Origin of the sequence: Stappia sp. BW2 (assembly GCF_008107695.1) — a bacterium.
Lineage (GTDB): Bacteria > Pseudomonadota > Alphaproteobacteria > Rhizobiales > Stappiaceae > Roseibium.
The window spans coordinates 1-19,392 of record NZ_VIRG01000093.1; the positions used below are offsets into that span (position 1 = coordinate 1).

General features: G+C 56.7%; 10 protein-coding genes and 1 riboswitch. Of the genes, 7 read left to right on the top strand and 3 right to left on the bottom strand.

Annotated features, from left to right (window positions below):
* From repC to FMN63_RS27735, 4 genes are all read left to right on the top strand, one after another.
* On the top strand, positions 1-134 hold a 134-nt coding region (gene repC / locus FMN63_RS27720; RefSeq protein WP_286192789.1), incomplete at its 5' end, for a replication initiation protein RepC.
* Positions 135-388: 254 nt separating this feature from the next.
* Entirely contained in the window at positions 389-3,028 is a 2,640-nt protein-coding gene (locus FMN63_RS27725) for an ATP-binding protein (RefSeq protein WP_148587408.1), read from the top strand.
* A gap of 97 nt (positions 3,029-3,125) precedes the next feature.
* Positions 3,126-4,361, top strand: coding sequence for a serine hydrolase (locus tag FMN63_RS27730; protein ID WP_162530135.1), 1,236 nt, complete (start codon positions 3,126-3,128; stop codon positions 4,359-4,361).
* A 164-nt stretch (positions 4,362-4,525) separates the two neighbouring features.
* On the top strand, positions 4,526-5,461 hold the full coding sequence (locus FMN63_RS27735) for a hypothetical protein (protein ID WP_148587410.1): 936 nt from the start codon (positions 4,526-4,528) through the stop codon (positions 5,459-5,461).
* An 84-nt stretch (positions 5,462-5,545) separates the two neighbouring features.
* Here FMN63_RS27735 and FMN63_RS27740 read toward each other — a convergent pair whose 3' ends face one another.
* A complete protein-coding gene (locus FMN63_RS27740) occupies positions 5,546-7,987 on the bottom strand; it encodes a GcvT family protein (protein ID WP_148587411.1) in 2,442 nt (813 codons plus the stop codon).
* 94 nt (positions 7,988-8,081) lie between these two features.
* Here FMN63_RS27740 and FMN63_RS27745 point away from each other — a divergent pair, with 94 nt between their 5' ends.
* The 3 genes from FMN63_RS27745 (at position 8,082) to FMN63_RS27755 (ending at position 15,137) form a co-directional block, all read left to right on the top strand.
* Positions 8,082-9,008, top strand: a complete 927-nt coding sequence (locus FMN63_RS27745; protein WP_148587412.1) for a LysR substrate-binding domain-containing protein — start codon at positions 8,082-8,084, stop codon at positions 9,006-9,008.
* Positions 9,009-9,206: 198 nt separating this feature from the next.
* Positions 9,207-9,331, top strand: a riboswitch (TPP riboswitch).
* A 90-nt stretch (positions 9,332-9,421) separates the two neighbouring features.
* Complete coding sequence (thiC, locus tag FMN63_RS27750; protein ID WP_148587413.1) at positions 9,422-11,230, top strand: phosphomethylpyrimidine synthase ThiC; 1,809 nt, start codon at positions 9,422-9,424, stop codon at positions 11,228-11,230.
* Positions 11,231-12,176: 946 nt separating this feature from the next.
* Entirely contained in the window at positions 12,177-15,137 is a 2,961-nt protein-coding gene (locus tag FMN63_RS27755; RefSeq protein ID WP_162530136.1) for a calcium-binding protein, read from the top strand.
* A gap of 75 nt (positions 15,138-15,212) precedes the next feature.
* Here the strand turns inward: FMN63_RS27755 and FMN63_RS27760 are convergent, their stop codons facing one another.
* Positions 15,213-16,421, bottom strand: a complete 1,209-nt coding sequence (locus tag FMN63_RS27760) for an alginate lyase family protein (protein WP_162530137.1) — start codon at positions 16,419-16,421, stop codon at positions 15,213-15,215.
* Positions 16,422-16,435: 14 nt separating this feature from the next.
* Positions 16,436-19,333: a tetratricopeptide repeat protein gene (locus tag FMN63_RS27765; RefSeq protein WP_148587416.1), complete on the bottom strand. Its 2,898-nt coding sequence runs from the start codon at positions 19,331-19,333 to the stop codon at positions 16,436-16,438.
* Positions 19,334-19,392 lie beyond the last annotated feature (59 nt).

Sequence of the window (19,392 nt, forward strand, 5' to 3'; positions counted from 1 at the left end):
TCGTCGTCGCGGAGAAAGCCTTGCGCGATCCGGAGCAAATCGTATCCCCAGGTGGATATTTCCGCGCCATGATCGACAGGGCAGGGGAGGGCAAGTTGCACCTCCACAAATCCCTGCATGGACTGGCCCAGTGAGGGAGCTGGAAGTTTTTATCTGGCCGCTTTGTGTTCCGGCGAGGTTGAAACCGGATGTCTATCCGGAGGAGGTCATGAACACCTGATTGAAGGATTTCCAAGGTCTCTCCTATCAGGGCGGCCTCGGCGACACGAAGAGGAAGACGTCGGATTTTCAGGTATTTATTACAGGTTCGGCAACATTGACGTTGATGGACTTGATATAGATAGCCTAGATTTCTTCCTGCATTTCAAACTGTCTCCCGGTAGGTCGGTTGCTTCTCGAGCGTGAAGAGCATTTGAAGTTTCTGGATGAGGCTCGGAACTCCATTTCGAGGTCCGGGGGACGGCTCGTCTTCGTCGCCGGTGAGGCAGGGGTCGGCAAGTCATCCCTGATATCCGAGTTCCTGCAGTCTCTGGGGCCGGCAACTCGGAAGGCTGTCGGCCTTTGCGATCCACTGGTCACCCCGCGTCCGCTCGGACCCGTTCGCGATATTGCTGCCGGTCTCATGGGATCAGCGCAATCCCCCGATGAGGAAGCACTGCTTTTCGGGGGACTTGTGGAGCATCTGTCGCATGCCGGCGAGCCGGTGGTGCTTGTCATCGAGGATCTGCATTGGGCGGACGAGCGGACACTCGACTGGCTGAAGTTCATCGGCCGCAGGATCGCCATGCTGCCTTTGCTGCTGATTTGCAGCTTTCGCGACGATCAGGTAGCCGGTTACCACCCCCTTCGCTCGGCGATGGGCGAAATCGGACCGGCATGGAAAAAACAGATAAATCTTGCCCCGCTGTCCCTCGATGCGGTTGAGGCTCTTGCGGGGTCGACATCCCTGGACCCTGAGCGGCTGCTGGAAATCACCGGCGGCAATCCGTTCTTCCTGACGGAACTTCTGGTGCAGTCGACCGATGGCGGCAATATTCCCCAGACCATCGGCGACGCGATCGACGCACGACTTGCTGGCACATCCGCGGAAGTTCTCCGTTTGCTGGAATTTGCGTCTTGCTGGCCGGGTGCCATTCCGTTGGATGTTCAACTCGCCTTGCCGCCGGAGGATGGATACGACGCGCTGACAGAGGCCATCGGAAAAGGCTTGCTCACGGAAAGCGGGCGCAAACTCTCCTTTCGCCACGAGATTGCGCGCCTTGCCCTCTACGACCGCCTCGGCCACCCGAGGCGGATCGAGGCCCACAGGTTTTTCCTGGACCATTTGAGCAAGCAGGCGGACCTGGCCTCGCACCTCGACATGATCGTGCATCACGCCCGCGGTGCTGAAAACGAGGAACTTCTGCTGCGTTACGCACCACTTGCCGCGGACAACGCAGCGAATCTCGGGGCGCATAGAGAAGCCGCACGCTTTCTTGAACACGCGCTGAAGCTTGCAGACCGGCTGGGTGTTGAGGAGGCTGCCGAGATCAACGAGCGTTGGGCATATGAAGCCGGGCTGTCGCTCGGTATCGATGCCGACGTGATTGCCGCGCGCCGCAAGGCGGTAGAACTCTGGCGCGAGGCCGGACGGGAGGACCGGGTCGGGGAAAACCTCCGGTGGCTGTCTCGGCTTCACTGGTACAGGGGCGAAGCCGAGGATGCCCGGCGCTACATCGAAGAGGCAATCGAGACCCTCGAAAACAGCGTTTCCAGCGTGGACGGGACCCGGGCCAAGGCTTATGCCCTGCGCGCTCAATATCATATGCTCCAGGACGAAATGACAGAGGCTGTGAAGTGGGGGCAAGAAGCTTTAATGCTTGCCGAACCCCTGAAAGAGGTCGAAACCTGTGCGCATGCCCTGAACACCGTCGGTTCTGCTCTGTTGTTCCGTGGAAATCCGGAGGGCGAGGAACTGCTGCGGAAGAGCCTGGGCATCTCGCTGGAGAACGGGTTCGATGAGCAGGCGGCTCGGGTTTATACGAATCTCTCCGAATGCCTCATCGAAATGCGCGCCCTGGAGCGAGCCGAAGACCTGATCGATGCCGGCATCAGTTTCGACAGTGCGCACGACCTTGATGCATGGACCTATTATCTTGTCGGCCGGAAGGCGCATTTGCGCCTGGAACAGGGGCGCTTTGAAGAGGCCGTGACCATTGCGCGCGGAGTGCTTCGGCAGGAAAACCAGACATTGCTTATGCGCATGCCGGCGCAGATCGTCCTCGCCCGCTCTCTTGTGCGACTGGGAGATGCCGATGCAGGCAAGGCCCTGGCAGATGCGCTTGCCTCTGCGGAGAAGATCGGCGAACCCCAGTACCTGACCGTCATGAAGATCACCGAGATCGAACAGGCCGTGCTTGAAGGCACGCCGGAAGCCGCGGTGTCTGCCTGGAGCTGGCTGAACGCTTTGGACCGAAGGCTTTTGAGCCCCCGCAAGCGGGGTGAGGCGATGTTTTGGGCCCGGATTGCCGGGCTGCCGGAGGAGGAGACGTCAGCAGATCTTGAACTTCCCGAGCCTGTCAGACTGTTTCTGGACGGGAATGCCGAAGATGCCGGCCGGGCCTTCCAGTTGGAAAATTCCGATTACCTGGCGGCCTGTTCGCTTGCGGTAAGCGGAGAGGCGCACTTGCATCAGGAGGCGGACGCGCTCTTGCAATCCCTGGGTGCACTCGCGGCCCGCCGCTGGATGCGTGCCCGGAACGGGGCCTGCGGCCTCTCGGCCCTGCGGCGCGGCCCCTACAGAATTGCGCGCAAACACCCATACGGGCTCACGGCCAAGGAGCAGATGGTGCTCCGTCTTCTCGTCAAGGGCAACAGCAATGCGGCAATCGCAGATGCGATGAACCGGTCCCGGCGAACCGTCGAAAATCACGTGTCGTCAATCCTGTCCAAACTTCAAGCGAAGGACAGGGTGGAAGTGCTTCTCCGCGTTCAAAGCGAACCCTGGATTGTTGCGGCGGAAGATCAACCAGACATGGAAATTGAGTAGTCTGCACGCGAAAATTAGGTGTGCTCACCCATGATCCGTCCGGCCGCCGGCCGTACAGTTTTCCTGTTTCGTTATGTTTCAGGAAACGGATATTGTCATGTTCAAACTCATTTTGATGTCTACGATTGCCATTGGACTTCCGGTCGCGGCCAGCGCTTGTGACCTTCCCGCAGAAAGACCGGCTTTCACCAAGGTTCAGGAAAGGCAGAATTTCGACACGGCGGCCTTCGCGACAGTTGTGGCTCAGGCGCTTGGCGACCGCTATATGGGCTACGCCGTAACGCTACGTGGAAAGAACGGCAACGTCATTGCGCAGGTCAACCACGGTTATGCGCGGTCACCTTGCGAAAACGGCGGAGAACAGCGGTTCAACGGTCGTACCCAGGCAGCCATCGGTTCCGTGTCGAAGGTCCTGACAGCGGCAACCGTCATCCATCGGGCCGAAACGCTTCAGGGTGTTTCGCTAGAGGACCGGTTCCAGGACTACCTGCCGCGGCGCTGGCAGAGCGAACTCGATGCCTCCCTGCAACCCGTCACCATCCGGAACCTGCTGCAGCATCGTGCGGGGTTTGCCAAGTCCGGCAAGACACTCTGGGACCATAAATACACGCTGCGGGAACGGTATCAGCTTGGTGCAGAAACCTACATCGTGCGTGCCCAGAACATCGCAACACAGTCAAATGCCTGTGTGCCCGAACCGGTGACCAAGCGATGCTACGCCAATACATCGTTTGCGCTCTGGAACGTCAGTGCCGCTTCGCTCGTTCCGGCAAAATGGGCACAGATCGAGGACGCGTACTCCCCAGGAGAGATCACCTATGAGAGCTATCTCCAGGTTCATGCTTACAATCGATACCGGGATATCGTGGCAAAGACCCTGTTCGAGCCTGTTGGCGTGATCGGAGGCTGCAACGTCTTCGCCGATCCCGAGCGTGGCGCCTATTACTATGACGGACCGATGGACGAAACGGGAATCGACCGGACCGAGGCCGGCCGCCCTTGTGCGATCGGGGGATGGTTCCTCTCGACGCGCGCCTTGTCGAAGGTCGTGCACCGCATCGTTTCAACCCGTGAAGTCATCAACGACAACCACGAGCTCATGTTTTCCGCAGGTGATGACCGGCTGGTCTTTGCAAGTCGTCCGCGAACGAACGATGGACGGGCTATCTCCCACAATGGAAGCCGCTGGGGCGGACAAGCCACGGCCGAGGTCGTCGTCTTTCCGAATGGCTATGTCGCGGCAGCAATCGCAAACTCGCGCAAAGGGAATACCGGTGCCGGGCTGAGAGACGCAATCATCGACGGCTACAACGCCGCGCGTGGGCCGTCGTGATGGCCAAGGCTGAAGCCATCACGCTACAAAGTATCAGTAGCTGATATTTTCACTTACTTAAAATAAAAAACAGAAAAATACGTCCTTTTTTAAGTAATGGACTTTTCTTCAATAATTTATTCAGAAATCGAAAAGTGATTGAAGCAGAGCATGAAGGATCTCTCATGAATCTATTTGATTTTCCCAGCGCAATCGTAGCGACAATTTCGCAGGCTCTTTCACAAGGTATCGACGATCCCTCCAAACTCGCCGACCTGGTCTTCTACTGGCACCACCCCGAACTTCGCGCGTCCGGGATCAGAAAAGGCATGAAGAATTTTGACGAACTTTCGAAGGAATGGCTCAGCTATCACGACATGTTCGTCAGTGCATATGGAAACCCTTCACCGGCGCCGGTTGACCCTGGCGAAGAGGCTGTGTGGCGGCCCTACAAAATGTCGAAGCTCGATGGCAACGCGTTCATCAGCTCTGACGTCAAGTCATGGGCATCGAAGCCACCGAAACACAAGCGCGAGGCTGCAGCCTTCATAAGCAACAAGACAGACGGAGACCGCAAGCTGATCTTTATCGTTTGGAAGACGAACGACCCTGCAAACCATTGCGTAAATCATCACAACGCCACAGCAAGTGGAGCGATCCATTCCTGGATCGAGCAGCCGCTCAATTACAATGCGATCAGGAAAGAACACAAGCTTGAGGTAAACTGGATTACGTATCTGGGAAATGACGCGGGCGTCAAAGGAATCGCCCTGATGAATTTCGGCCTCAACCTCATCATTTTAGAAAACACACTCAACGACGGCCAATGCCTGAAGAATGCACGAAGTGCAGCGAAAAGAGCGTTGGCCGAAGAAGCCAAGCAAACCTTCAAATTGATGAAATTAGCGATTGGCGGCACCGGCGGCGCCAAGGTCGCCAAACCCAAATGCATCAGTCGACTGGCCTGGCACTCCTTCGGTGCGCAGGTGAAAAATGTCGTCGAGAACCGGTTTCCACGGTCCGCCGCGCCGAACATCGGATCGCTGCAGGGAATTCGATTCAACGACGAGATAAAGGGCAGCAGCGGCAAAGTGATCGGCTGGGTCAACTACTTCGATTGAACGTTACCATCAGCAGCCAAATCTAAAGACACGGCCTCACTGTCACTGGAAGCTTCATCAGTTTCTTGTTTCCGTTGAAAAGGCTTACATGCGGCAGCGAAGGTTCCCAGGATCATAAGGGGACTCAGAAATTACCCGTGCTTTGCACATTTCACCCAGAATGGGAACGTCCAGTTCTGTTCCGATAACGCCCAGTTCAACGGGCAGAAGGGCGAAGGCGACATCATGGCCGAGTGTATAGGCATAGCTCCCGGACGTGATGCGACCGACAAGTTTGCCTGTGTGGTAAACGGCCTCGTGGGTGAGTGCGCTTGCCCCTTCTGTATCGATCGCAATGGTGAAGGAACGCTGCCTTATGCCCGCTTCTTTCTGACGGACGAGGGCCGCCTTGCCGATGAAGTCTGCCTTTTCCAGCCGAATGAAGCGGTCAAGGTTGCTTTCCCAGGCCGTCAGTTCGGGGTTCATGTCGCGATACAAGGCGCGATAGGACTTCTCGAGCCTGAGCGATTCCAGCGCATGATAGCCGATCAGCCGCAGGCCGTGCGGCTCGCCCGCCGTCAGGATCGCTTCCAGTAGGTGCCGCTGATAGGGAAGTGGGTGATAAAGTTCCCAACCCAACTCGCCTTCGTAATTCACGCGGAGCATACGCACGTCTGTTGCAAGTCCAACCGTACCCGATTTGACCGAGAACCACGGAAAGGCATCATTCGACAGGTCCATTTCTGTCAGTTCTTGCAGAACCTCGCGTGCCTTGGGGCCGACGACAGTGAAACATCCGCGCTCGTTGCTCACGTTGCGCAACTGCACACTTCCATCGTTTGGCAGAAGCTTCGAGAGCTCATCAAAATTCCAGCGCTCGGCACTCGGTGTGGAAATCATGTAGAAGCTGCCGTCTTCGAGACGCGAAACCACATATTCAGCCTGGACCCCACCAGTCTTGGTCAAGTGGTGGCTGAGGTTGACGCGACCGGCTTTCGGCAGCCGATTGGCAAGGATACCGTCGAGCCAGATTTCCGCCCCGGGGCCGGAAACTTCGAATTTTGTCATGGGTGTCATCTCGACGAGACCGACCGCAGTACGAACGGCGTGGACTTCTTCGCCGACGAAATTGCCTTTTTCAGTCCAGCGCCAGCTATACTGGTCCTTGGCTTCCACGCCCTCAGGCGCAAACCAGTTCGGTATTTCCCACCCATCAAGCACTCCCCAGACCGCGCCCTTTTTCGACAGGATGTCATAGGATGGTGCAGTCTTTTGAGGGCGCGCGGCCGGCATGTCCTGGCCCGGAAAGTGAAGTTCTGCATGGGTGCCCCAGCTTTGTTTCACCTTCTGGCGCGTCCACTCCTTGTTGGCGTAATCGCCGAAACGGCGTGGATCGAGATCTGACGTGTTTAGGCTGTTGGCGCCTTCCACGATGCGTTCCGACAGATAGTAGCCGATCGCCCCACCCCACAGGATGCCGCCGGGCACGCCTTCGGCAAGCCAGACATTCTCAAGGCCCCAGGCGGGCCCGACCAGCGGTAATTCGTCAGCAGTCATTTGGAACGGACCACGGACATTGGCCTTGATGCCGACCCGGCCAAGGGCAGGAACCATCTCGATAGCTGTTTCCCAGTTCCAGGCAACGGCGTCGAAGTCTTCTTCCACGAGATCTGCGCCGAACCACTCTGGAACGCCGTTTTCGGCAAAGAGCTTCAGGTGTTCAGTTCTTTCGTAAGGGCCGAACATGAGCCCGTCGCCTTCTTCCCGGAGATAGCCCTCAAAACCCTCGTCGCGAAGGATTGGCATTTCCGGCAGACCCTGATGCTTGCGCTCAACGATTTCCGGCACCTTATCCGTGATCCAGTATTGATGCAGAATGGGGATGGCGGGGATTTCGAGACCAAGCATGGCACCTGTCTGACGGGCGTAGTTCCCGGTCGCGCAAATAATGTGTTCGCAGATGATCTCGCCGTTATTTGTGTGGATTTTCCATTCCCCGCCTGGGGTTCGCTCGAAGCTCTTTACCTCTGTGTTGAGATGCACCTTGGCGCCAAGGTCGCGTGCCCCTTTCGCCATGGCCTGCGTGACGTCAGCCGGCGCGATATGACCATCATCGGGGTGATAAAGCGCGGCCAGCATATCGGTGTTGTTTTCCAGAAGTGGCCAGAGTTCGCGGGCTTCGGAAGGGGTTACCAACTCGGCGCGAATTCCCTGTACGGCGGCGACGCTCATGTAGCTCTTGTATTCATCGAGCCGGTCGCTTGTATTGGCAATGCGAAGCTGGCCGCACTTGTGCCAGCCGACATGCTGACCGGTTTCGGCTTCAAGACCCTCATAGATTTCGATCGTTTTCGCAATCATCCGGCCGACATTGATATTGCGCGCGTAAGAGGGAATAAGGCCAGCCGCGTGCCAGGTCGAACCTGCGGTTAACTGAGTTCTTTCGAGAAGAGCCACATCCGTCCAACCACGTTTTGCCAAGCCATAAAGAATTGCTGCGCCGACGCAGCCGCCACCGATTACGACAGCACGAGCATGAGTTCGCATGGGGTCATTCCTTTGGTTGCTTCAACGTGAGATTACCGACCGCAAAACCGGCTTGTAACGTTGCAAAAAATGCAAACTGGCATAACCTGAAATTATGCATCGGTTACGCTCGCTTGTTCCTTCGGCCAATTATCTTTTCGTTTTTGAAGCTGCCGCGCGGCGTGGCAGTTTCACGGCTGCGGCCGAAGAATTGAATGTCAGTCAGCCAGCGGTCAGTAAAACGATCAAGCTTTTGGAAGAGGCGACCGGACTTCAGCTTTTCCGGCGCGAACACAAGCGCCTGGAACTGACGGCGGAGGGGTTGCGGTTCTACAAGGAAATCCAGCAGTCGTTTGACCATTTGCATATGGTGCTGACCTCGCTGAGACGTCAGCTTTCAAAGGACACGGTGCGAGTTTCCTTCTCGACCTCGTTCATTCAGCTTTGGCTGTTGCCGCGGCTGAAAGGTTTCAAGGCAAAGTATCCCGACGTTTCGCTCCACATTGCCGAAAGCAGCCGGGACGATCAGGATCTTATTGTCGAGGATATCGATCTTTCGGCGCGGCTCGGGCGCGGGGAGTGGCCCGGCGTCCATGCCTGGGAATTCGTCACCGAGGAGATCCTCCCGGTTTGCAGCCCGGAGTATCTGCGCGAGCGAGGCCCCATTTCAACGCCGGCACAGCTTCTCAAGCACCCGCTTCTGCATTTTGAGGAGCGACACCGAACGCGTCTGGGTTGGAAAAAGTGGATGATGCATCACTCCGTCCCGGTGACAAAATTGGATCTCGATGCCGTCTTCACCGATGCGCTGGCCTCTATTGAAGCGGCAGTTCATGGCCATGGGATTGCGCTTGGATGGAAACACCTGGTGCAAGACCATGTGCGCGCCGGGCGCCTCGTTTATCCGCTAAAGTCGGTCTATCGATCAGGCGAAACGATTTTCCTCGTCATGCCGGCGCAAAGGCCACCGAAGCCAGGTGCTTTGCTGTTTCGAGACTGGCTTCTTCAACAAAGTGCCGATGCCGCATTCTCTTTTGAGTGAGCGGTGATCAGCCGAACCTTTGGCATTTTTCAAAGAGATACGCCGAGATGATTAAGGGCTGAAACGCGCGAATTGACCAAGGAAGTCGAGTGGCGGCACCAGGCTTGGCTAACCTCTTGGGAGGTAGCCAGTCTTGTTAAAAAAGCGGAGAATCGCCCCACTTTGTATTGACAATCGCTCCTGTTTGACGGTCGATGGAAACGTTACCAGGGGTGTCCCGCCAAGGGGCTGAGATTCTGCTGGGCCGTTCAAGACGGCAGCGCAGTGACCCGTTGAACCTGATCCAGTTCATACTGGCGTAGGGACGGTGCGAGCGCTGCAAGTCTGACGTTGCCCCGGATGCGGGCTGTTGTGGCGTCTGTCCATCTTTCCGGCTTCGAACTGGGTCTCCAACCTGAAGATTGGAGCCTCAAATGAATTTTCCCGCCAAGGCGATCACGTCCGAGATCACCAAAGAGCCGCTGCCGGCCTCGACCAAGGTTTACAAACCGGGTGAAATCCATCCGTTTATCCGCGTGCCCATGCGCGAGATTGCCGTTCACCCGACTGCGGGCGAGCCGCCGGTGGCAGTCTACGATGCCTCCGGTCCCTACACCGATCCGGCCCAATCCATCGACATCGAAAAGGGCCTGCCGCGGCTTCGCACTGAGTGGATCGCCGCCCGCAGTGACACGGAGGAATACGAGGGCCGCATGGTCAAGCCCGAGGACAACGGCTTTGCCAGTGGCGAGCGTCTGACCCCGGAATTCCCGAACCTCAAGACACCACGCCGCGCCAGGGCCGGAAAGGCGGTCACCCAGATGGCCTATGCACGTGCCGGCATCATTACCCCGGAAATGGAATTCATCGCTATTCGCGAGAACCTCGGGCGCAAGGCACTGAGGGGTGAGTCTGGCCGTGATGGCGAGAGCTTTGGCGCCGCTATCCCGGATTACGTCACGCCGGATTTCGTCCGAGAGGAAGTTGCCCGCGGCCGGGCGATCATCCCGTCGAACATCAACCACCCGGAAGCAGAGCCGATGATCATCGGCCGGAATTTCTTGGTGAAGATCAACGCCAATATCGGCAATTCCGCGGTCACCTCGTCGATGGCCGAGGAGGTCGAGAAGATGGTCTGGGCGACCCGCTGGGGCGCCGATACCGTCATGGACCTGTCGACAGGCCGCAACATCCACAACATCCGTGAATGGATCATCCGCAATTCGCCGGTTCCGATCGGCACGGTGCCGCTCTATCAGGCACTGGAGAAAGTCGGCGGCGTTGCCGAGGATCTGACCTGGGAGATCTTCCGCGACACGCTGATCGAACAGGCAGAGCAGGGGGTCGATTATTTCACCATCCACGCCGGCGTGCGGCTTCACTACATTCCGCTGACCGTCAACCGGGTCACCGGCATCGTCTCGCGCGGCGGTTCGATCATGGCCAAATGGTGCCTGCATCATCACAAGGAGAGCTTCCTCTACGAGCATTTCGAGGAAATCTGCGACATCGCCAGAGCCTATGATGTTTCCTTCTCGCTCGGTGACGGTCTGCGTCCGGGTTCGATTGCCGATGCCAACGACGCCGCGCAATTCGCCGAGCTGGAAACGCTTGGTGAACTGACGAAAACGGCCTGGGCGAAGGATTGCCAGGTCATGATCGAAGGCCCCGGGCATGTACCGATGCACAAGATCAAGGAGAACATGGACAAGCAGCTCGCCGTGTGCGGTGAAGCGCCATTCTACACGCTCGGCCCGCTGACGACCGACATCGCTCCCGGCTACGATCACATCACGTCTGGCATCGGCGCGGCGATGATCGGCTGGTTTGGAACGGCGATGCTCTGCTATGTCACGCCCAAGGAGCATCTCGGCCTTCCAGACCGCGACGACGTGAAGACAGGCGTGATCACCTACAAGATCGCCGCTCATGCTGCTGATCTCGCCAAGGGCCATCCGGCGGCAAAGATCCGCGACGACGCGCTCTCGCGCGCCCGCTTCGAATTCCGCTGGGAGGATCAGTTCAACCTGTCACTCGACCCGGAAACGGCCCGCTCGATGCACGACGAGACATTGCCGAAGGAAGCCCACAAGGTCGCTCACTTCTGCTCCATGTGCGGCCCGAAGTTCTGCTCCATGCGGATTTCACACGACATCCGTGCCGAGGCACAGAAGGAGGGCATGGAGAAAATGGCGGTCAGATATCGAGACGGCGGTGACCTCTATATGCCAAAGGATCGGTAGTTCGTTCACTAAGGGGAGGGGAGATGCAAACTCTCCCCTCAAAAATCACGTCTTGTCAGACACTCAAGCTGCTTTCCAGTCTGGCGATGGCAATTCTCAATCCTGTACTTCAATCCTTTTTGAGCGCGATGCCCGAAGCCAGGACGTGTTCCGGTCCGGTGCAGTTGTGCAGCTTGTCCACTGCCCGGCAATATTTTGCGAATGCAATGCAACGAGAGGGGCGGCACACCCCTGGGCTCGCCGAACTACGTGACCAGCACGCTTGAGAATCGTTTGGCCGCTTTGGCATTCCAGCGGCATCGAAACAGGATTTCGAGCACGTCTCCATTTCCGCCAATAGTCCGCCAGGGCCAGCATTTTACTCCGCAAATGACGATCGCGGCGTCATCAGGATGCCACTTGCTTTTGGGCCTTGGTCGCTCCCGACGAGGGCTGCGCACGATATGCCGGCCAAACCGGTTCATCCATTGCGGATCGTTTCACGGCTGACACCAATGCCCGCCGCAGCAATCGCCTCACGGCTAGATCCAATCTCCACGCGCGAGCAGATGCATTCGGGGCATGGACTGACCGTGCCCTCAAGAGGCGCCATGAACGCGAAAATGTCGGAAATCGCGGTTTCATCCAAACAAGTTTGCAAAGCTCTCAAAAGCTTTATCAGAAGTTAAAACGCTAGAAATAAATGAATCCTCGCTCTTATCCGGGTCGTAATTTGATTTTCATATAAAAAAGTCAGTACAGCAGAGACTTCGCTGATTAAAAATTGGGCAGAGGGAAGTAACAGATGTCGGACATTACCCCTATTCAAGAGTTGGATCCTGATTTTATTCAAAATCTATATATTTCTGCTCTCGCGAAGTATGCCGAATATGGATCAGCGGATGCAGTCGACGAAATCAGAATCCTGTCGACGTCAGGGTATGTCTTGGACTACAGGCAGACATCCTTGTTGCAGAATATTGACCGGTTCGACATGACGGCCGCCAGCAACGGTGGTGTTGTCGTCCGGATTGACGCTCACATCCTCGATCAATCCGATGCCGGTCGCATCGACCTGCAGTTTGCGCAGCAGGGATACCATCGGGTCGATCTCATGGAAGCGGCTACAGGCGATGTCGTCATCGACGGCGCTGGCGAACTGGAGCTACGCGGTCTGCGGGGCGGAGAAGGTGGAGATAGTGCAGAAGGCGGAGACGGCGCGGTAACTTTCCACCTTGCGCAAGGGTCGGACTTCGATGTCACCGGGAGCCGCGGCGACGAGACCGTGATCGGCAACGAAGCGGATACTGTCTGGGATATGGGCAGTGGTGACGATGTCGTTGCCGGCGGTGGTGGTGTGGACACATATATTTTTGACAAGGGCCACGACAGTATCACAATTCGGGATTTTACTGTTGGTGAGGATGTCCTGGATCTACGAGGATATTCTTTTTTCAACCAGGATCATTTGTTCTCCCTCGCAGGGCAGGAGGGGGAGAATGTGGTTCTTCAGCTCTCGGGCGACGATGTTATCACCTTCGAAAACATCGATCTCGAGACGCTGTATGATGCCAACATTACATATCAGACAAATACTAATTATAATAATTCTGGTATTACCTCAGCGAGTGATACTATGTTTTCACAGCACGGGAATACTTACTACGTCGATACAGGGGTCAGTGTCGATGTCCTGAACGCTTTCATTGCAGATGCGCCGGCCGGATCAACTGTCATTCTTCGTGATGGCGTTCATCGGTTTACCGGCAGTCTTGTTATCGACAGGCCGGACATCACGCTGAAAGGTGAGAGCGAGGCCGGAACAAAGCTGGTTTTCGATCTTGATCCGGACGTCTCGGGCGACGGTATCGTCGTCGGATCGCGTTCCATACCGGAAGACATCACGACGGTCGCAAACGGCACGAATGAAAGTTCGACGGTCCTTTATCTGAAGGACGCGAGCCAGATTTCCTCGGGGGACTATCTCTATATTTCCCAGGAGAACACGACCAGTTTCCTGCAGTCCCGTGGAGACACGGAGTATGACGCCGACCAGGCAGCAATATCGCCCTTTCGGGAAACCCTGGTCAAAGTCGTCGCCGTTAAAGGCAATAAAGTCTATCTGGAAAACGAGGTCGGGCAGAAGTTCGACGCCGGCAAGGCGACCGTCGGAAAGGTCGATCTGCTTGAAGACGTGAGTGTCCAGGATCTTACCATCACTTACGACCTCAGCGACTATCTTCCGACGAGCCTTCAGAACAGCCCAAATCATAATGATTTCGTGAATGTTATACCGGAATTCACGCAGGCCGCAGGGATGCATGTCTACAGTACCTATGGTTTCGAAACCAAAGGCGTCTCGGTGATCAATGCCGCCAGCGATGGTTTCTGGTTTCAAAACAGTTTGTCTCTGACAGCAGACGATCTTTATACCAACGGCAGCTACAACAAGGGGACGGCGGGTAACGGCTACGGCATCCAGCTCTACGAGACGTTTCACAGTAGTTTGTCGAGCCTGGAGCTGTTCAATAATCGCCATTCCTTCCTGTTTTCATCGTGGCATGCAGAAGACAACAACACGATCCACATCTCCGAAAGCAATCGCGACATCAATTTTCACGGCAGTTTCGACCACTCCAACACGGTGACCGTCGACAGGCTGGTGCTGGAATATCAGCCGGATCAGAACACTGGTAGTGTGCGCGGCTACTGGACAGCGATCTCGCCCGGCGGCAAGGCTCATGTGGAGACCGACATCTACGGCGAGAACACGATCATTCTCAACTATGTCGTTGGCCATGATGCGGACGACTATCTGGTCGCTTCAGATACGCTTTACTACATGGCCGGCGGCGGGGGTGACGATGAACTGCACGGCAATGACCGCGAAAACTATCTCGTCGGAGACGAAGGCAACGACCTGATCTACGCCGGAAACGGTAGTGACAAGGTGACGGGCGGTGACGGCGATGACACCATCATCGACGACCATGGTCACGACGTGATCTACGGAAACAACGGCAACGACACGATTTCTTCGGGCATGGGCGAAGACTATATCAATGGAGGAAGTGGCAAGGACACCATCAAATCCGGCTCGGGCAACGACACCGTTTATGGAGGATCGGACGACGACACCATTGAGGGCGAAGGAGGGAATGACCGGCTTTACGGGAACAGCGGCCACGACTGGATCAACGGCGGGGTCGGTAATGATCTGATAGAAGGCGGAGACGGCAACGACACGCTCTACGGCGGTTCCGGTGAAGATGACCTGAAGGGTGGTGATGGAGACGATCTGATTTCAGGTGGGTACAGCGACGACAGGCTCGACGGCGGCGACGGCAACGATACCCTCAAGGGAAATTCCGGGGCCGACTACATCACCGGGGGCAACGGCAACGACAAGCTTTACGGCGGTTCTGCCGGTGACCAGATGTATGGGGATGCCGGCAGCGACATTCTTTACGGCGACACCGGTCATGACGAGTTGCACGGCGGTTCCGGCGACGACAAGCTGAGCGGTGAGGTCGGTTCCGACAAGCTGTATGGCGATAACGGCAACGACCGGCTCTACGGTGCGACCGGTAACGATCTTCTCGAAGGTGGCGCAGGAGATGACGTTCTGGATGGCGGCGACGATGATGACGTACTCGTCGGCGGTTCGGGAAATGACAGGCTCGTTGGCGGCGAAGGAGCAGATCAGTTCGTCTTTTTGCCCATGTCCCAAGGCGAGACGGACCGTATCCTTGATTTCCAAAGCGGTGAAGATCTGATCGACCTGTCCGGCATGGACATCGGCGGGTTCAAGGACCTGGACTATTCTGCCTATGGCGATGGCGTGCAAATCGAATTCGATAACGGAGCTTCTATCATTCTCGACGACTTCAGATTGGCCGATCTGCACCAGAGCGATTTTCTGTTTTAGAAAAGCGGTCAGCGGTTGAAACAAAGAAAGGGGCCGGCAATTGCTGGCCCATTTCCGTCGTTAAATACCGTAAACTCAGCGTACAAATAGCGTGGTGGTTTCCCCACCCAGATTTGTCGAATAGAGCGGTCTGCGTAGTTTCAGATCGTCGATGCGAAACACTTCCGCCTTGTCCGGGAAACGAGCCCTGTAGGGTTCGGCCCACGCAAACCGATCCCCCCGGTAATACCCGCCCGGACGTTTCGGGATCGGTATTTGTTTATGGCCCGTCATCTTTTCGATTTCGCTCTCATCGAAGACCGATGTCATCAGGAAACGGACAAGACGATGGATCGCAGAATCGCAGAATGAATAGGCATCAATGCCGTTGCTTTCCGCGATTTCGGCAATCAGGATAAGCGGTGCGAGCGCATGGTTATGATACTGACGTGCCCTCTTGCCACGTGCCAGTTCCAGCGGAAGCGTCCCGTTGTCCGCGATTTCGCACACACCCAGGCGGTAGCTCTCAACGCCCCACTCGAGAAAGTCCTTCCGGCCGGTCACGACGCCAATTGAAGCGACAGCCAATCCCCCCCAGTAGCGATGGTTCTGCCGGTTCGAGGCACGGTCCTCCGGGTCACCGTACACTTCCTCGATCAGGGGTTCTGCACGGCGAACAAACCAGTCCTGGATGAGCCTGACATCGATATCCTTCATCTGATCGGCGACGGGCATGACCTGCATCATGCCAAGCGCCAGGCCGGAGAGGACGCGCGTCGACGTCAGATAGGCCTGCCGCGTCTGCAATTTGGAAAGCGCGTCCGACTTTGCCCAGTCCTGAAGCCAGGTAAGGGCGCAGGCCGCGGCTTCAAGGTCGCCATTGGCGTGGAAACTGTTGGCCATGCGCACGACATCCGAAGCATAGGACCGTACAGCTTTCATCTTTGCCAGATAGACTTCCTGTGCCTTCGGATCGACCCTCGAATGGGTCTCGTCGCCGGGGGTGTAAATGCTGCCGACATCAAGATCGATGACAGGCGCCGGTGTCGGTCTCGCACATACAAGTTCCTGCTGACGATACGGGCCGTCGTCGCGCACCTTGAACGGGAAGGCGAGCATTTTCATCTGGCCTTGCGCATCAGCGCTCTGGGATTTGGCAACAGAGTTCGAATTGCTGATAGCGACGATCATGCGGCCGTCATCAGCCATCGCGGAAGTGGAGGTCCAGGACGCGGCAGCAAGGGTGACGGCAAACATCGCTCCCTGGATGCACAGGCGACCGGGGCCGATTGCTTTAACTGGCATTTTTCGACTTTCATTCACTCTTGCAGGAAATTGGCTTTTTCGTCCCATTCAGCAGCCAGGGACGCATTCTTTTCGAAAACGAAACCGAACTCGTAAGACCGGGCAACACGCTCGGCGGCAGTGCGATCTCCGGCTTGCGCTGCTTTGAGCATCCACTCCATGCCGCTCTCAAGATCCCGGTCTATCCCCATCTGTCCGTTCAGATAGATTTCGGCCAATCTGCGGAACAGCTCGGGATCGGCACTCTTTTCCGCGGCATCCAGTAGCAAGGAGACTGTCTGGGGGCCGTTGCTATCGCCAAATTTTCCCTTCGTGGATAGGTCGGCAAGCTTGATATAGAGCGGGGTGAGCTCGGATTGCAGGTCAGGGATTGCCCTGACCTGAGACAAAAGCATTTCGATCTCATCGAAGTTCGAGTTCACTTTGCCTTGCGAAATGAAGCGCAGCAAGGAATAAGCGGCGTTGGCGCGTCCCGAGGCTGCAAGGTCTCTGTAGATCTTTGCGCCTTTTTCCGGGTCCGAGTCCGCCCAGACATCCTTTATATGGCCTTCGGCCAGGATAAACAGCGGCTTTTCCTGACCAAGTTCAAGGGATTTTACCAGATAGGGTTCCGCTTGCTGCTTGTGGTCTTCTCCGAAGGCGCCCTTCCAGTAAGCCATGCCGATGTCGAGTGCAGCGAGCGGGTCGTTTTTTGCTATGTCGTTGGACCGTGCAAGCCAGTCATCCCTGTAAGCATTCGCCTCATCGCTGCCTATTTCCGAGAAAGCGGATGCAAGAGCCAGGGCGTCTCTGACACTGCAGACACCTTCCTGGCCGATTTCTGCCAGCGCGTCGACCGTATAGCCTTTGCTGGAAAAGCGAACGAGATCGATCTTTGCTTTCACGTAGCCCTCGTCCGCAGACTCTTCCAGCAGGTCGAGCGCCTCCAGCGTTGTTGCCTGGTTCGCCCCGGTTTCCAGCAAATTGTGAGCAAGCTGGAATTGGTCGCTCGCCTCGTTAACAGTGGAGGCCTTGGCTGCGAATGTCTGCGCGAAAATCGGATCGAGGTCCGTTATCTGGAGCTCCCCCGCGGTCTTCTTGATGATGTCGAGCCGAGCAGCCTCGTTCATGTCCTTGGTAAATCGGCGCACGGCAAGTTCCCGGAAGATCTTTTGATGATCAAACGGGTTTCGAAGAGTGTAGGCGATCAACTGGTCGTATCGCTCCGGATCTGCGGGCAGATACTCGGTGCCCTTTTCATAGGCGAAGGCGAGCGCTGCGATAGCCTTCGCCGATCCGTCGTGAGCGGCTCTGCGCAGCAGCATCGTGCCGCGCGCCATCATTTTGGCGTCGTGTTTCAGCATTCCGGATCGCAGCATTTGCTGAGACAGTTCATACATGCTCTCGGAAGACCCCAGGAAGGCTGCCTTGTCCATCCATGTCTCGGACACGTCGTGCTTGTAGGGTAGGCCTTCGCCGCAGCGATAGAGTTTGGAAAGAGTTCTTGCTGCAGCGGAATCTCCGCTGATGGCGGCAAATCGGTAGAGGCGGACCGCTTTGACGTAGTCCGCAGGCTGGCCGGGAATTAATTCACGCATGTAGAGATTGGCGGCTTCGCGAGCGGCGCCGTCATGCCCCAGCTCCGCGGACGCTTCAAATGCGGCAAGGGCGCGCTTGGGGTCATACACCGGGGTGTCCAGCATCAGCAGCTTGCCAAGGCCGTACAGCATTTCTTCCCGTTTTTCGCCTGCTGCCGCCGCCTTTTCATAGAATTTCGCAGCCAGTTCCGGCTGGAACCGGTGCCCATAGGAGCCGCGATAATATTTGGCGAGGACTTCATATGCCTTGGGCACCTCGGCTTCCGCAGCCTTAAGCAGGTAGTCCTCTCCGATTTGCTCCGACGCGTTGGCAATAAGGCTCTTGATGTGAGCCTGCCCGACTTCCAGCATCGCTTTGGGGCGTCCCTTTTCCGCGGCGATCTTGAAGAGTTCGATTGATTTTTCCTGATTATAGTCGAAAAAGCGGCCAAGCTTCAGGCGCCGGCCAAGCAGTTCGGCGAGGACGCCGTCTCCAAGTTGCGCCTGGATCCGCAACCACGCGAGAGCCACATCATTCTGCTTGGTAATATATTTTTCCAGAAGGTAGAGATTGCCGATCTGAGAGAGATAGGAACAAGTGCCCTCGTTGACGATTTCCTGAATCATGCGATTGAGGACATTGGTCATGCGAGCGCGTTTTTCCGCGACCGTCATCGCGAATTCGGGCCTGCCGGTATTGGCAAGTGTAATCAGCCCCTGTTCCGCCTCAAGATTACCGGCCCGTGCCGCAGCTGCATAAAGACGGGCCGCTTCCTCGAGGTTCTGCCGGTTCGCCGGTGCTTCCGGGCCGATATACCGGGCCATAAGGGTGGCCGCTTTCACGGAGCCGGCGTCGATCGCCTGCTGCAAACTGTCGATCACTTCCTGGCTAAAGGCGTCCTTCTGGGCGTTGAGCACGTTCTCCGCCTGCGCCAGTCGCAGTTCAGCGACTTCGAAATCGTGCCGGTTCGTCTCGAGGTAAGCCAGGATTTTGCTGGCCGTTTCCGGGTCTGCAAAAACGCGATCGCTGCCCTTGCTGTATTCGCGGGCAATCTTGAACAGATCGTCGCTCTTGCGATCCGTTTTCTCCCCGTTCCATTGTTCCCAGTCGGTTATCAGAGGCACGCGGACAGAATCCCGCTCGCAGAGGGCCTTGTAATCGAGGTCCGGCGGCAAGATACCGATCACATCGAACAATTTTTCGTTCTTTGAAGCGGCGATAGACGGAGAGACACCCGTGACGCCGACACCGAGCGCGCAGACTGTCGTCAGGGCAAGGCGTCTCAAGGAAACAGCGGTCGCCGGAAGTGCTTCGGTGCTGAAAGAAACCGAAAGTGCGCGCCTGAGAAAATCCATTTGTCGTACACCACGTCAACTGAAAACTGGAAAGAGGGCGGGAAGCTGCAAGCTTCCCG